Here is a 15,059-nt window from a genome sequence, read left to right as displayed (position 1 = left end):
CGGCAGGCGCGATCATGCAAAAATGAAGAGCATCGGAGAAATCAGCATAGCGCCGGCCGGGATTTCGGGAATTCTCGACATGCAAGGAGCAGAACCGCGGCAGCCGCAGGAGCTTCGACATCGTGGCCCGAAGGGGACGTGGGACCGACTGCCCCGCCCCGCTCCTTGCCCTCCATTTTTATGGGCAGGGAGGGGCATTTCGAGGGGTGGGCGGCGGGATCGGTATCGGCATCGCGTTGGTTCTCCATGGCTTCCACCTCGGTCGAGACCGAGCTAATTTATGGCGTGAAGGTAGGCCTTCGAAAAGCCAGGCTCGTGGTGGCCGGTCTGGCTGGAGCGGCTCGGCAGGCAGATGAACATCCGGCTTTGGAACCAGCGCCCGGACGTCATGTGTTCGAGACCTGAGCCGGCGTCTCCGACCGCCCGCTCGCACGCTTTGCGCGGCCGTCGCTGCGCAGAATGCCTGCAATCACCTGCTCCAGGGGTGCTGACGCGTCGAGTTTCCGCCACATGGTCCCGTCAGCTCCGCCGGCCTGGCGGGCAAGTTGCGCAGCGAGCACTCGCTGATCCGCATCCGAAGGGCCGCCCTTGCGGCTTAGCACCCGTGCCATCAGGACCGGCGGATCCACGTCGAGCCAGACGCCGCTGAAGGCAGCGCCACTCGCCTCGGCAGCCTCCTCGATCCGCCGCCGATTGAATGCGTCGTCGAAAACCGCATCAGCGACAACCGAGCCACCCTGCGCGAGGATCGATGCGGCGTGGCACGCCATTTCCCGATAGACCGTCTCGGACATCGCCGGGCGGTAGGCTTCCGACGGCAGCCGCGTTTCCGCGGAAACACCGTGCAAGGCTTTGCGGATACGGTCGCTCTCGATGACGCGTGCTCCCGCCGGCGCGCCGACCCGCGATGCCAGGTGGTCCGCAACCGTCGTCTTGCCTGAACCGCTGAGGCCTCCGATCGCGATCAGCACCGGGGGCTGTCCCTCAAGCAGCACATGCGCCAGCTCGAAATAACCCCTCGCTTCCGCCTCCAGCCGCGCGGCGTCCTGTCCGGGTTCTTCGGCCTGCGTGGCGGTGACATGGGCCCGTACCGCGGCGCGTATCGCCATGAAGAAAGGCATCAGGCAAAAGCCGTCTTCGTCGTCCGTCACGTCCAGATAACGGTTCATCACAAGGTTCGAAAGATCCTCGAAGCCCCTGTGCCAGAGATCCATCAGCAGGAAGGCGAGATCGTAGAGAACATCGACGGTTGCGATAGCGTCGTTAAACTCGATGCAGTCAAAAAGGCAGGGTTTGCCTTCAAGCAAACAGATGTTGCGCAGGTGAAGATCGCCATGGCAGCGGCGCAGCCGGCCGTTGCGGGCGCGATGGTCAAGCAGGACCGCATGCCGCACGAGCTTCGCCCGAAATTTCTGCCCGAGTGCATCAACTTCGGCGGCCTCGAAGATATGGCTCGTGGCGAATCCGGCATCATTAATGTCCAGGACCGCGGCAATGTTCCCGGCCCCCTCGCCGGTGACAACGACGGGAGCCCGGCGGTGAAAGGAGGCTATCATCCTCGCCGTTTCCGTCATCAGCTCCGGCGTCAGTTTTCCTCGTTGGGCCATGTGGTCGAAAAGCAGGTTCTGATCGAACCGTCGCATCTCCACGACGCAGTCGACCAGGGGGCCCTGCCCGTTCCATTCGAGTGCACCGTCGGTCTTCCGGGTGATGCGCCGGATGCCCAGATAGAGGCCGGGTGCGGTCTTCCCGTTCAATTCGACCTCCCTGCGGCACGCCGCCTCGCGGATCGTCGGCGTCGAGAAATCGACATAGGGGAGCTTCAGCGCCTTCTTCATCTTGAACGCACGGTCGCCGGCGAGCGCTATCAGGGAAATGTGCGTCTCGATCTGTTCCGGCGGCCTGCCCGGGTCGTGAGTTGCCGCCGCGGCCAGAAAGGCAATGGCGTCAGTCTGATCGTCCGTCGTCATCGAAGAAGCCTCCCGGCGCCATCCGTCGTTGCCGTAGTGTCAGCGGTCAGGCGTCCGGCGGCCTTGCGCTGTGTCAAAGACAAACCCCTCGGCGGCGCGCAAGAACGGCACGTGGCGGCCAGGTTCCGCGTATCCAGTCCTAAAACAAGTTGATCAAAGGCACGGTTCCATGAACGACATGCCGATCCACCACGGCCGCTACGACGCTCTCATCCGGCAGGCGGCAACTCTTCCACCGCTCAAGACAGCCGTTGTCCATCCTTGTTCGCCCGAAACGCTCCGTTCAGCCGTCGATCTCAAGGCTCAGGGCGTGCTCGACCCGGTGCTTGTCGGACCCCGACACAAGATCCGTGCCGTTGCGGAAGCCGCCGGCATTTCTCTGGCCGGAATGACCATCGAGCCGGTCGAGCACAGCCATGCCGCGGCCGACCGCGCCACCGAACTCGCCTCGACCGGCAGTGTCGGGGCGCTTATGAAAGGCAGCCTTCACAGCGACGAGCTATTGTCGGCGGTCGTCGGACCAAACTCGCGGCTGAAGACGGAAAGGCGAATGAGCCATGTCTATTTGATGGACGTTCCGGCCTACGACCGGCTTCTCGCCATCACCGATGCGGTGATCAACATAAAGCCGGATCTCGATCAGAAGCGGGACATCTGCCAGAATGCCGTCGATTTCCTGCGTCTTCTTGGCATCGAAACGCCCAAGGTCGCCGTGCTCGCCGCCGTCGAGACTGTCAACAGCCGGATGCAGGCGACGCTCGACGCCGCGGCACTGACGGTGATGAGTGCGCGCGGGCAGATCACAGACGCACTCGTCGATGGCCCGCTTGCCTTCGACAATGCGATCAACGTCGAAGCCAAAAGGGCCAAGTGCATCGCATCCCCGGTCGCGGGCTACGCCGACATCCTCCTCGTACCGGATATCGAGGCCGGCAATATTCTCGCCAAACAGCTCATCTACTTTGCCGGGGCGGACGCGGCCGGTCTCGTCCTCGGCGCCCGCGTGCCCATCATCCTGACGAGCCGGGCCGATTCTGCCAGGGTGCGTACCGCTTCCGCTGTCCTGGCAAAGCTCGTGGCCGCCGGCAGAAAGGAGACTGGAGGAAGCGCGTGACGCAGACACAGTTCCTGACGTTCAATGCCGGATCGTCCACGATCAAGATCGGCCTGTTCACGATCGAACAGGGCAGGCCGTCACGCATCGGCAAGGCGACGGTCGATCTCGTAGCGCGACCGCTGAAGCTTCACCTCCAGGCGCAGACGGATTCGTTTGTGTTGCCACTCGAGCGCGGGAACAGCGACGATCTCGATAGCCTGATGGGCGAAATTCTGGACAGGCTGAGCCGTTATTTCGATCTGCATTCGCTGATAGCGGCGGGTCATCGCATCGTCCACGGCGGCGATGTCTTCCAAGGTCCGGTCGCGCTCAACGCGGGATCCCTCGACAAGATCGAAGCCCTGGTCGAACTCGCGCCGCTCCACCAGCCGCAGGCGCTGCGGCTTCTGCGCGCCGTTCGCCATCTGAAGCCTGACCTTTACCAGACCGCGTCCTTCGACACGACATTCCACGCGACCGTACCCGACCTCGTCCGTCGCCTCGCCATCCCCCGCGACCTTCACGACCGCGGCGTCAAGCGCTACGGCTTCCATGGCCTCTCCTACCGTCATGTGGCCGGCGTCCTCGCCGAGAGGGAGCCTCAGATCGCCCGCGGCAAGGTGGTCATCGCCCATCTCGGCAGCGGCGCCAGTCTCTGTGCAACGGAGAACGGACTGAGCCGCGATACGAGCATGGGATTTTCCACGCTCGACGGCATTCCCATGGCGACACGCCCCGGCTGGCTTGATCCGGGCGCCGTCCTTCATCTCCTCGGCCCGCTCGGCAGGACGGTCGGGGAGGTCGAGGACATGCTCTATCACCGCTCCGGCCTTCTCGGCGTTTCGGGCGTGAGCGGCGATGTGCGGCAACTTCTGGCCGACGGCCGCGCGAGACGCGATCGATCTTTTCACGCTTCGCATTGCCGGCGAAATCGGCCGGCTGGCCTGCACCCTCCAGGGGCTCGACGCCATTGTGTTCACGGCCGGCATCGGCGAGAACCAGCCGGAAATCCGCCAACGCGTCGTCGACCGGCTGCGCTGGCTGGGCGTCGAACTCGACCCGCAGCCCAATGAGGCCAATGCCTTCAGGATCAGTACACCGGCGAGCCGCGTCGTCGCCCATGTCATTGCCACGGACGAGGAACAGGTCATTGCCGAAGAGTGTTTCAGCCTGGCCAGAAACACGGCAACACGGTGACCGATCCGTTCTTGATCGACCGCAAGAACAGGCTTGGTTTTGGCGATAGAGTGCACCCTCAACGAAGCATGGAGAGACCGATGCCACGAGACCTTTCGTCATCCGCAGCCTCCGGGATCGATGCGCAGGATCTGAAGCAACTGGATCGCTATTGGCGGGCCGCCAATTACCTGTCCGTCGGTCAGATCTATCTTCTCGACAATCCGCTTCTTCGCGCGCCGCTGAAGGCCGAACACGTCAAGCCGCGTCTGCTCGGTCACTGGGGGACGACGCCTGGACTCAACTTCATCTACGCCCACCTGAACCGCATCATCCGCGACCGCGACGTGAACATGATCTATATCTGCGGACCCGGCCATGGCGGGCCGGGCATGGTCGCCAACACTTATCTTGAAGGCAGCTACAGCGAAATCTACCCCGACATCCCGCAGGATGTGGACGGCATGCGCAAGCTGTTTCGCCAGTTCTCGTTCCCCGGCGGCATTCCGAGCCACGCCGCACCCGAAACGCCGGGTTCCATCCATGAGGGTGGCGAACTCGGCTATGCGCTGGTGCATGCTTTCGGCGCGGCCTTCGACAATCCGGACCTTGTCGTCGCGTGCGTCGTCGGCGACGGCGAAGCGGAGACCGGCCCGCTGGCTGCAAGCTGGCACTCCAGCAAGTTCCTCAACCCGGCCCGCGACGGTGCCGTCCTGCCGATCCTGCATCTGAACGGCTACAAGATCGCCAATCCGACGCTGCTTGCCCGTATGGACGACAGTGATCTCGATCATCTCTTCCGCGGCTACGGCTACGAGACCTTCTTCGTCGAGGGCCATGAACCGGACGACATGCACCGGCAGATGGCCTCGACGCTCGACGTGATCTTCGACCGGATCCGGATGATCCAGGACGAGGCGCGGGGAGGATTGGCCGCTGACAGTTGCCCCCGCTGGCCGATGATCGTGCTGCGCAGCCCGAAAGGCTGGACCGGCCCGAAGGAAGTGGATGGAAAGAAGGTCGAGGATTTCTGGCGGTCACACCAGGTGCCGGTCGCCAACTGCCGGGAGAACGACGGCCACCGGACGATCCTCGAAGACTGGATGCGCAGTTACGATCCGGAAGACCTGTTTGATGCTGATGGTCGACTCAGGAAAGATCTTCAAGACCTTGCACCCGCCGGCGACCGCCGCATGGGTGCCAATCCGCATGCGAATGGCGGATTGCTCCGGCGGGAATTGATCGTTCCCGATATTGCGGACTACGCGGTGGACGTCTCCGAGCGTGGCGCTTCGATGGTACAGACGACAGCCGTACTTGGCCAATATCTGCGCGACACCCTGAAGCTCAACGAGGCGAATACGAATTTCCGCATTTTCGGCCCGGACGAAACGGAATCGAACCGGCTCGGCGCGGTCTTCGAGGCGACCGACAGGGTCTGGATGGAAAGGATCGAGCCCTACGACGTTCACCTGTCACGAGACGGGCGCGTCATGGAGGTGCTTTCCGAACATCTTTGCCAGGGGTGGCTCGAAGGCTATCTGCTTTCCGGCCGGCACGGGTTCTTCTCCTGCTACGAAGCCTTCATCCACATCGTCGACTCGATGTTCAACCAGCATGCCAAATGGCTGAAGGTTTCGCGCGAACTGGAATGGCGCAGGCCCGTCTCGTCGCTGAACTACCTGTTGACATCGCATGTCTGGCGGCAGGACCACAACGGCTTTTCCCACCAGGATCCCGGCTTCGTCGACCTGGTGGCAAACAAGACGGCGGACGTCGTGCGCATCTATCTGCCGCCCGACGCGAATACGCTGCTGTGCATCGGCGACCATTGCCTGAAGACCTGGAACCGGATCAACGTCATCGTTGCCGGCAAGCAGCCGGAACCGCAATGGCTGACGATGGAGGAGGCGAAGATCCATTGCACGGCCGGTATCGGCATCTGGGACTGGGCCGGCAACGAAGACGGTGCAAGCGCCCCGGACGTGGTGATGGCCTGCGCCGGCGACGTGCCGGCGATGGAGACGCTTGCCGCCGTTATGCTGTTGCGCGCCGCCTTGCCGGCTCTGAGGATCCGCGCGGTAAACGTCGTCGACCTGATGATGCTGCAATCCCCCGAGCATCATCCGCATGGCATGCCGGACGCCGAATTCGACCGTCTCTTCACGACCGACCGGCCGGTGATTTTCGCCTACCACGGCTATCCCTACCTCATTCATCGGATGACCTACAAGCGGACCAACCACCGCAACATTCATGTGCGCGGCTTCATCGAGGAAGGAACGACCACCACACCCTTCGACATGACGGTGCTGAACGGGCTTGACCGCTATCATCTCGCCATCGACGCGATCGAGCGCGTTCCGGGTCTGAACGAAATGGCCGGGGACGTCGTCAGTGCCCTCAAGGCGAAGCTTGAAGCGCACCATCAGTACGTGCGGGAATACGGGGAGGACATGCCGGAAATCCGGACCTGGAGATGGAAGCCATGATGCGGGCTGCGGCTCCTGCCCTTCGGTACACAGCCGATGGCGCTGAGCCCCGACTGGGGCTTGGCCACGCGCAGGCGAGCGCCCTTCTCGACGAATACGGAGAGAATGTGCTGCCGGCACCATCAGCGCCGTCGCTCGTCGTCACCTTCATTCGGCAGTTCAGCAGCCCCTTGATCTATATCCTGCTGCTGGCCGCGGCGGTTTCGCTGTTCGTCAGCGACGTCGAGGATGCTGTCTTCATCGGTGTTGTCCTGCTCGCCAACGGCATTGTCGGCGCGATCCAGGAACATTCGGCCTCACGCGCCGCCGCTTCTCTTCGGGACCTTGAACAAACGATGGCGACGGTTATTCGTCAGGGCGAGGTCCACGAGATCGAGGCACGGCTGCTGGTTCCCGGCGACCTCGTCCTGCTGGAGGCGGGCGCAAAGGTTCCGGCCGATCTGAAGCTCAGCGAAACCAGCAATCTGCTTTGCGACGAGTCTCTTTTGACAGGGGAGTCCGTGCCGGTTCGCAAGGCGGGTGGCGCCTTGCGCCCGGACACAGATGGTCCCGATGCCCGCGCCTTCGCGGGAACGCTGGTGACGCGCGGCAGGGGTCGGGGGCTTGTCGTGGCGACAGGGGTTGCAACCGAACTCGGGAAGATCGCTTCCGAGATCGGCAAGGCCTCGCTCTCGCGGCCTCCACTGATGATCCGGCTCGCGCGCTTCTCCAACCTGATCGCCTGGACAGTCGGCCTTGTATCGCTGGTTCTGATCGCCGTCGGCCTGCTTCGCGGTCTGGCCTGGAACGAACTCTTCCTGATGGCGGTCGGTCTTGCGGTGAGCGCCATACCGGAAGGCCTGCCGATTGCCATTTCCGTGGCCCTGGCGATCAGCATGCGGCGCATGGCAAGAAGAAATGTCATCGTGCGGCGCATGGCGGCCGTCGAATCGCTCGGCTCCTGCACGATGATCGCAACGGACAAGACGGGCACGCTGACCCTCAACGAGTTGTCCGTGACCGACATCCGCCTGCCGGACGGAACAGACCTCGTGATCGACGCGGGTGCCGATCTCGACACATGCAGCATTCGCGGCGACGGATTGTGCCCGGCTGACGCGAGCCGGCGCGCCGCAAAGCTGCTGAAGGCAGCCGTTCTTCCGAATGAAGGGGCTCTGTTGCGTGACGAAGACGGCTGGCGAGGTCTCGGTGATACCGTCGATGTCGCACTGCTTGCCGCCGCGCAAAAGGGTGGCCTCGCACGAGAAGAACTCTGGTCGGCCTATCCCCTGGTGACACGCATTCCCTATGAGCCGGACCTGAAATATGCCGCTTCGTTTCACCGGCGCGGCGACACGGCGCGCATCTTTGTCAAGGGATCGGCCGAAGTGCTGATCGACATGGCGGACCGCATGGATGCCGGCAACGGTCCGGTTGCAATTGATCGCACGGCTTTGCTTCGGCAACAGGAGGAGATGGCAGGACGCGGGCTGCGCGTGCTCGGCTTTGCGGAAGGCACGATCTCCAGCGCCAAGGACGAAGTCTTCGGCCATCATCATCTTGTCGATCTCGTTTTTCTCGGCATCGCCGGCATGAAGGACCCGGTCCGGCCGGAGGTGCCGACGGCGATCCGCGCCTGCCAGGTGGCCGGCATTGAGGTCGCCATGGTGACAGGCGACGACCCGCATACCGCGGCGGCCGTTGCGGCCGAAGCAGGCCTTGTGTTCCAGCCCGATCAGGTCACGACGGGTGCGAAGGTTCTGGCTGCCGAGGAGGCCGGGGAGCATGTGCTCGACGTATTGACACGCACCACCCGAATTTTTGCCCGTGTCGCCCCATCGCAGAAGCTGGCGATCGTCCTGTCACTCGCCCGCAACGGCCATTTCGTCGCGGTCACCGGCGATGGGGTGAACGACTCGCCTGCCTTGAAACATGCCCATGTCGGTGTGGCCATGGGGCGCAAGGGCACGGATGTCGCCAAGGAAAGCGCCGACATCGTCGTCACCGACGACAACTTCGCCTCGATCGTCACCGGCATCAGTGAAGGCCGTGCGGCCTACGGCAATATCCGCAAGGTCATCCTGATGCTGGTGGCAACCGGTTCAGCGGAACTGTTTCTTTTCCTGCTCGCAATTCCGCTCGGACTTCCGATGCCGCTTCTCCCGGTGCAGCTCCTTTGGCTCAACCTCGTGACCAACGGCATCCAGGACGTGGCGCTTGCCGCCGAGGCGCCGGAAGGCGACGAACTCTCCCGCCCTCCCCGCAACCCGAAGGAGCCGATCTTCGACCGGATCATGCTCCGGCGCATCCTCGTCTCGACGCTCGTTATCGGTGGTGGTGGCTTTGCCGTCTTCTACGGGCTGCTGCGGCTCGGCTACGCGGTGGATGCGGCACGCAACATGCTATTGCTGCTCTTTGTGATGTTCGAGAACGTGCAGACACTGACGAGCCGTTCGGAGCGCCGCTCACTCTTCTCGCTGCCCTTCTTCGGAAATCCGCTGCTTCTCGTCGCGATCATGGCAACGCAGGCGCTGCATATCGCGGCGATGTACGTGCCATGGTTCCGCGACACACTGGAAATCGCGCCGATCTCGACGGCCGAATGGGCGTTGATGCTGCTTGCGGCATCGTCGATCCTGGCCGTCACCGAACTTGACAAGTGGTGCCTGAGGCGCGCGCGCCGGTGACATCAAACGGGCCGGCTTGCCTCGCAGTCGGCGCAGCAGCGATTGTCTCGTGTAGACGAGGATGGCCGTGCCAATGGTGCCGGCCACGGCAGCGTCAAGCGGCACGACGACATCGATCGGTCCGCCGATGTCTCCCGGATGCGAATGCGTCATGCGGCGCACGCAGGTGACGGCGGCAACGGCGCCGAACGGCATCGCAGGCAGCGCCACCGGAATTTACGCCCCGACATGACCCGGTCGCGTCCCGTCGGATCCTCAGGTGCGCAGCACCCGATAGATCGCCGGGATGACCAGAACCGTCAGCAGCGTCGACGACGCGAGCCCGAAGAGCAGCGAGATCGCGAGACCCTGGAAGATGGGATCGGTCAGGATCACGACGGCGCCAATCATCGCCGCCACTGCCGTCAGCAGGATCGGCTTGAAGCGGATCGAGCCGGCTTCGATAAGGACTTCCGTCAACGGTCTCGTGCGTGTTCCTTCCCCGTCGACGGCAGCGACTTCGCGCGGTGCGTGGCGGATGAAGTCTACGAGCAGGATCGAGTTGCGCACGATGATGCCGGCGAGCGCGATGAAGCCGATCATCGAGGTGGCCGAGAACGGCGCTCCGAACAGCCAGTGCCCGCCGAGGATGCCGATGAAGGTCAACGGGATCGGCGTCAGGATGACGAGGGGAACTTTGAAGGAACCGAACTGCGCGACGACCAGGATATAGATGCCGAGCAGCGCGACCATGAAGGCGGCCCCCATGTCACGGAACGTAACCCAGGTCACTTCCCATTCGCCGTCCCACAAGAGCGTGGACGCGCGGTCGTCCTCCGGCTGGCCATGAAGTGAGATCACCGGTTTCGGCAGCCCTGTCCAGTCCTGCCGGTCGAGCGCGGCCTGGACCGCAAGCATGCCGTAGAGCGGCGCCTCGAAGTCGCCGGCGAGCTCCGCCGTGACCATTTCCGTCGGCCGGCCATTGTGCCTGAAGACGGGGAAGGAGGCCTTCTCCTCGTCGATCCGCACGACATCGCCGAGTTCCACCACACCCCGGCCACCCGGCAGAAGATTGGCCGGGATCGGAGTCGTCAGGAAGTCCTCGGTGACGCGGCGCTCGGACTTTGGCCGTTCGAGGCGGATCGGGATCGGCTGGCGACCCTCGCCGCGATGCGAATAGCCGATGGTCGTTCCGCCGCTGAGGATGGCGAGCGTGTCGAAAACGTCGCTCTCCTGGACGCGGTAGAAGTCGAGATCGTCACTGGAGATGCGCGCGCGCAGCCGGCGCGCAGCCTCACCGTAGGAATTGTCGATGTCGACGATGAAGGGCACCGAGCGGAAAACGGCCTCGACCTTCCCGGCGACCGCACGCCGGGTCTCGGGATCCGGAGCATAAATCTCGGCAAGAAGGGTCGCCATGACGGGCGGTCCGGGCGGAGGCTCGACGACCTTCAGGCTTGTGCCAACCGGAACGGCGACAGACCTGATCCGCTCGCGAAGGTCGAGCGCGATCGCGTGGCTCGAACGCGTGCGTTCGGCCTTCGGCAAAAGATTGAGCGCGACCTCGCCCATATGCGGTTCGGAGCGATAGTAGGAATGGCGCACCAGGCCGTTGAAGTTGAAGGGCGCGGCTGTGCCGGCATGGGTCTGAACCGAGCGAACCTCCGCCATGCCGGTTGCGATGCGGGCGACGGCCTGGGCGACGGCGTCGGTCTCTTCCATCGAAGAGCCCTCGGGAAGGTCGATCGTGACGGACAGCTCCGACTTGTTGTCGAAAGGCAGGAGCTTCACCGTCACGTCCTTCGTGTAGAAGAGCGCGAGCGAGCCAAGTGTCAGCGCGCCGACGACGATCAGGAAAACCCAGCTCGAGGCCTTGGAGGCGAGGATCGGACGGGCCGTCGCGGCGTAGAGCTTTCCGAGCTGTCCGCCGTGGGCGTGGCCGTCGTGGGCAGAAACGGGCGCCTTGCCCGCCACCTTCAGCATCAGCCAAGGGGTGACCATGACGGCGACGAAGAAGGAGAAGACCATCGCCGCGGAAGCGTTGGCCGGGATCGGGCTCATATAGGGCCCCATCATGCCCGAGACGAAGAGCATCGGCAGCAGGGCGGCCACCACGGTCAGCGTCGCCACGATGGTCGGATTGCCGACTTCCGCTACGGCCGCGATGGCCGCGTCCTTGCGGCTGCGCCCGTCCGCCATGCCCCAGTGCCGCGCGATGTTCTCGATGACCACGATGGCGTCGTCGACCAGGATGCCGATCGAGAAGATGAGCGCAAAGAGCGAGACGCGGTTGAGCGTGTAGCCCATGGCCCAGGATGCAAACAGCGTGAGCAGGATCGTAACCGGAATGACCACGGCGACGACCACCGCCTCGCGCCGGCCGATTGCCAGCCAGACCAGCGCGATGATCGAGATCGTTGCAAGCCCGAGGTGATAGAGAAGCTCGTTCGCCTTCTCGTTGGCCGTTTCGCCATAATCGCGCGTAACTTCGACGACAATGGTCTCCGGTATCAGCGAACCTTCCAATGCGTGGAGCCGATGCAGGATTGTTTCGGCGACGGTCACGGCATTGGAGCCGGCACGCTTGGCGATCGCCAGCGTGACGGCCGGTACGCGGCGGGCCCCGGCGCCGTCGCGCGTCACCGTCGAAACCAACGCATCCTCCGGCTCGGTCATGTAGTCGATGGAAGCGACGTCGCGAACATAGACCGGACGGCCATCCCGTGTCGTCAGCAGCAGATTGCCGATCTCGGCGGGTGTCTTCAAGGTTTCACCGGCTACCAGCATAAGCTGTTCGCCACCGTCGTGCACGCGGCCCGCCGGAAACGCACGATTGGCGCCCTGCACCTTGCCGGCAAGTTGCTGCAGCGTGGCGCCGTTCAGTGCCAGCCGGGCCGGATCGGGCGCGACACGGATGCGTTCGTTCGTTTCCCCGACCAGATAGCTCAGGCCGACATCCTCGACCTTGGCGAGCTCGGTCCGCAATTCGCGGGCGATGCGGGTCAGGGTACCCGCGTCTATAACCGCCTCACCGCGCGTGCGGGGCGTCAGCGTCAGCGATACGATGGCAACGTCGTCAATGCCGCGGCCGACGATCATCGGCTCCGGGACGCCTGTCGGTATGCGGTCCATGTTGGCGCGCACCCTGTCGTGCACGCGCAGGACAGCGGCGTCCGCGGATGTCCCGACGAAGAAGCGCGCCGTGACCAGCACGCCGTCATCCTGGGACTGCGAATAGACGTGCTCGACGCCGTCGATGCCCTTGACGATCGTTTCCAGCGGTTCGGCCACCAGCTTGACGGCATCTTCGACGCTGAGGCCGTCGGCCCGCACGCGAATGTCGACCATCGGCACGGAAATCTGGGGCTCCTCCTCGCGCGGCAGCGAGACCAGTGCGATCAGCCCGAAGGTGAAGGCGGCGATGAGGAAAAGCGGCGTGAGCGGAGAGACGATGAAGGTGCGCGTCAGGGAGCCGGCCAGCCCGTCATGGGATACGTCGGTCATGGGACGTCTACCATCTCGCCCGGCGCAAGGCCGGAAATCACTTCGGCGAACAGGACACCGTCCCTTTCAATGCGCATGCCTATGACAACTGCACGCTCGTTCAGTTCCTCAACGGAGCCCGCCCGCACGAAATCTATGCCGTAGCGCTTTTCGACGGCAGCGGCGGGAATCAGGATGGCCTGCCGCTCGCCGATCGGGAGTTGGACAAGCACGCGCGCATCGACGAAGTCGGTGTCGAGGGCACCCGCCTCGACATCGGCGATGACCCTGCCGTTCTCGATCTGCGGATAGAGTTTCGCAAGACGTCCGGCAACCTCGCCGGCATCGGTGGTGATGCGTATCTGCGCGCCTTGCTTGAGAGCGCCTGCATGGCGCTCCGGAACGGCAAGACGAAGATAGAACCCCCCGCCGCCGATCGTCGCCACTGCGTCACCCCCCATGACCACGCCGCCGCGCGTGACGGGCGTCGTCAGGACGCGGCCCGCGAGCGGTGCCAGCACATCTCCTTCGACCTGCTGCTGGAGTACCACGGATCTTTGCGCCTCTGTGGCGGTGATCTGGTTGCGCGTGACGTCGACATCGGTTCTGAGCTGGTCGAGACGCTGTGCCGTGGCGACGCCGCGCTGGACCAGTGCCTGACCGCGCACCAGCTCCGTTTCCGCCCGATCGAGCTGTGCCTGCAGCGCTGCGAGTTGCGCGTCGATCGCCGCCACCTGGAAGGCGAGCTTGTCGTCGCGCACGGCGGCGATCTTCTGGCCCGAACGCACATAGTCTCCTTCGGTGACGAGCAGTTCCGTCACCGTGCCGCCGATGCGGGCGCGGGCCGGAACCAGGTCGCGCGCTTCAATCCGGCTGTAAACCGCCTTCCACTCGGTGATCGGCACGGTTTCGACCGTCAGCGTGCCGGCATGCACCGTCGACGCCGCAAGGGCGAAGAGAATGGAAGGGAGCAGACGCATCAGGTCGTCCTCAGAAGGCGACGCCGGATTTGACACCGAGCCTGCGCAGGATCAACGCCGCCGGACAAAATCCCGTGAAGGCGGACTGGAGAAGATTTGCGCCGACGAACACCGTCAGCCAGACGAAATGGGGCGACACCCAGACCGTCAGGGCGACGGAAAGGAGGACCATGAAGCCGGCAAAGGCAAGGATCGAACGATCGAGGGTCATGCAGATATCTCCGTATTGGTGGTCGAGCGATAAACAGTGACCTGCTGTCTTCAAATGCAGCGCCGTGCGGACCAGGGTAGCAAGCGTCCATCCACATGCGCGCCCTGTTCGATCCTGCTTCCGCAAGATGTCGGGGGTTCGGCTGCCTTCCTTGGCTGGTTTCAGGCGCCCTGACTCCTAGCGCAACAACGGTCGTCCGGCGTTGACCCACGTCAAGGCGCCGTTTCCAGATGGTGTCACCCTCATATGCGGCTGTCCGCACGGTTATTTGGAGCAAGCTTGTGTTTTGTGAGGGAAGGAGGATGTCATGCCGCTGAAACTAAAATCGGGCTTTCTGACCTCGTCGGGCGAGGACGGACGGTTGCTCATGGACTCCGGGGCCGGCGAGGAAATCGTGTTCGTTTCCCGCCATGCCCTTGAATCCATTGCAGATCCGCCCCGCGTCGATGAGTTCAGGCTGCAACAGTACATCGATTCCTTCAGCCAAATCGCCAGCGACAAATATGACGGCGGGCGCTTGGATCCCACCGGCCATGTCCGAGTGACGTCGCAGGACGTGCGCGACTGGCGCGCAGCTCTTCGGGCGTCCGAGATCGCGTTTGCCAACCATTCGGGAAGCAAATGACGGCGCTGATTGTGACAATGCAGTCAACGCGAGGATCTAAGAACGGAAATGCTTTCAAGGGACTTGATGGCGGCCAACCCGTTCAGTGTCACACCCGAGACCAGCGTCGAAACCGCCATAGAACTGTTGCTTCGCGAACGCACCCGCGGCGTACCGGTTGTCGATGGTGCTGCGCAGTCAGCGGAACACTGTCGCGTCTTCAATATTCGGGTGAGCATTGCCCCTTGAGACGCCAACCGCGGCTTCTTCACGGACTGTATTCGGTCGCCCGGGACCACCGTTGGCGACTGCATGACCAAGGATGTGGCGTCGGTGTCGCACCACGGCATGACGAGAGCTGCGGCTTTCCCATGCTTCGGGCAGATTGCGCCGAAGATATAG

10 protein-coding genes and 2 pseudogenes are annotated in these 15,059 nt (G+C 63.6%); 6 read left to right on the top strand and 6 right to left on the bottom strand.

The window, feature by feature from the left end:
• Positions 1-386 precede the first annotated feature (386 nt).
• Entirely contained in the window at positions 387-1,970 is a 1,584-nt protein-coding gene (locus LXM94_RS02070; RefSeq protein WP_235769490.1) for a bifunctional aminoglycoside phosphotransferase/ATP-binding protein, read from the bottom strand.
• Between the two features lie 169 nt (positions 1,971-2,139).
• Between LXM94_RS02070 and LXM94_RS02065 the strand changes: the two genes are divergently transcribed.
• From LXM94_RS02065 to LXM94_RS02050, 4 genes and pseudogenes are all read left to right on the top strand, one after another.
• Positions 2,140-3,084, top strand: a complete 945-nt coding sequence (locus tag LXM94_RS02065) for a bifunctional enoyl-CoA hydratase/phosphate acetyltransferase (protein ID WP_235769489.1) — start codon at positions 2,140-2,142, stop codon at positions 3,082-3,084.
• A pseudogene (locus tag LXM94_RS02060) lies at positions 3,081-4,263 on the top strand (acetate/propionate family kinase). Before LXM94_RS02065 ends, LXM94_RS02060 begins: the two are co-directional and overlap by 4 nt.
• A gap of 80 nt (positions 4,264-4,343) precedes the next feature.
• A complete protein-coding gene (locus LXM94_RS02055; protein WP_235769488.1) occupies positions 4,344-6,734 on the top strand; it encodes a phosphoketolase family protein in 2,391 nt (796 codons plus the stop codon).
• Positions 6,731-9,400: a cation-translocating P-type ATPase gene (locus LXM94_RS02050; RefSeq protein ID WP_235769576.1), complete on the top strand. Its 2,670-nt coding sequence runs from the start codon at positions 6,731-6,733 to the stop codon at positions 9,398-9,400. Before LXM94_RS02055 ends, LXM94_RS02050 begins: the two co-directional genes overlap by 4 nt.
• Before the next feature lie 93 nt (positions 9,401-9,493).
• Here LXM94_RS02050 and LXM94_RS02045 read toward each other — a convergent pair.
• The 4 genes and pseudogenes from LXM94_RS02045 to LXM94_RS02030 all read right to left on the bottom strand — a co-directional run.
• A pseudogene (locus LXM94_RS02045) lies at positions 9,494-9,553 on the bottom strand (hypothetical protein); the annotation flags it as partial.
• A 102-nt stretch (positions 9,554-9,655) separates the two neighbouring features.
• Complete coding sequence (locus LXM94_RS02040) at positions 9,656-12,883, bottom strand: efflux RND transporter permease subunit (RefSeq protein ID WP_235769487.1); 3,228 nt, start codon at positions 12,881-12,883, stop codon at positions 9,656-9,658.
• Positions 12,880-13,842, bottom strand: coding sequence for an efflux RND transporter periplasmic adaptor subunit (locus LXM94_RS02035; protein WP_235769486.1), 963 nt, complete (start codon positions 13,840-13,842; stop codon positions 12,880-12,882). Before LXM94_RS02035 ends, LXM94_RS02040 begins: the two co-directional genes overlap by 4 nt.
• Before the next feature lie 10 nt (positions 13,843-13,852).
• Entirely contained in the window at positions 13,853-14,053 is a 201-nt protein-coding gene (locus tag LXM94_RS02030; protein WP_235769485.1) for a YgaP family membrane protein, read from the bottom strand.
• 307 nt (positions 14,054-14,360) lie between these two features.
• Here LXM94_RS02030 and LXM94_RS02025 point away from each other — a divergent pair, with 307 nt between their 5' ends.
• Positions 14,361-14,678 (top strand): hypothetical protein, encoded by a 318-nt coding sequence (locus LXM94_RS02025; protein ID WP_235769484.1) that lies wholly within the window; start codon positions 14,361-14,363, stop codon positions 14,676-14,678.
• Positions 14,679-14,726: 48 nt separating this feature from the next.
• Entirely contained in the window at positions 14,727-14,906 is a 180-nt protein-coding gene (locus LXM94_RS26260) for a CBS domain-containing protein (RefSeq protein ID WP_408015574.1), read from the top strand.
• On the opposite strand, the gene LXM94_RS02020 is transcribed toward LXM94_RS26260, so the two are convergent.
• Positions 14,856-15,059: hypothetical protein (locus LXM94_RS02020; protein ID WP_235769483.1), on the bottom strand; the 204-nt coding region annotated here is incomplete at its 5' end. The genes LXM94_RS26260 and LXM94_RS02020 overlap by 51 nt on opposite strands.

Origin of the sequence: Rhizobium alarense (assembly GCF_021555155.1) — a bacterium.
Lineage (GTDB): Bacteria > Pseudomonadota > Alphaproteobacteria > Rhizobiales > Rhizobiaceae > Rhizobium_D > Rhizobium_D alarense.
The sequence above is the reverse complement of the archived record's forward strand: the minus strand, read 5'-3'. Positions and strand labels throughout refer to the sequence as shown.

Coding starts and splice junctions, on each gene's coding strand:
- LXM94_RS02070 (WP_235769490.1), bottom strand. CDS start 1,970: ATGACGACGGACGATCAGACTGACGCCATTGCCTTTCTGGCCGCGGCG.
- LXM94_RS02065 (WP_235769489.1), top strand. CDS start 2,140: ATGAACGACATGCCGATCCACCACGGCCGCTACGACGCTCTCATCCGG.
- LXM94_RS02055 (WP_235769488.1), top strand. CDS start 4,344: ATGCCACGAGACCTTTCGTCATCCGCAGCCTCCGGGATCGATGCGCAG.
- LXM94_RS02050 (WP_235769576.1), top strand. CDS start 6,731: ATGATGCGGGCTGCGGCTCCTGCCCTTCGGTACACAGCCGATGGCGCT.
- LXM94_RS02040 (WP_235769487.1), bottom strand. CDS start 12,883: ATGACCGACGTATCCCATGACGGGCTGGCCGGCTCCCTGACGCGCACC.
- LXM94_RS02035 (WP_235769486.1), bottom strand. CDS start 13,842: ATGCGTCTGCTCCCTTCCATTCTCTTCGCCCTTGCGGCGTCGACGGTG.
- LXM94_RS02030 (WP_235769485.1), bottom strand. CDS start 14,053: ATGACCCTCGATCGTTCGATCCTTGCCTTTGCCGGCTTCATGGTCCTC.
- LXM94_RS02025 (WP_235769484.1), top strand. CDS start 14,361: ATGCCGCTGAAACTAAAATCGGGCTTTCTGACCTCGTCGGGCGAGGAC.
- LXM94_RS26260 (WP_408015574.1), top strand. CDS start 14,727: ATGCTTTCAAGGGACTTGATGGCGGCCAACCCGTTCAGTGTCACACCC.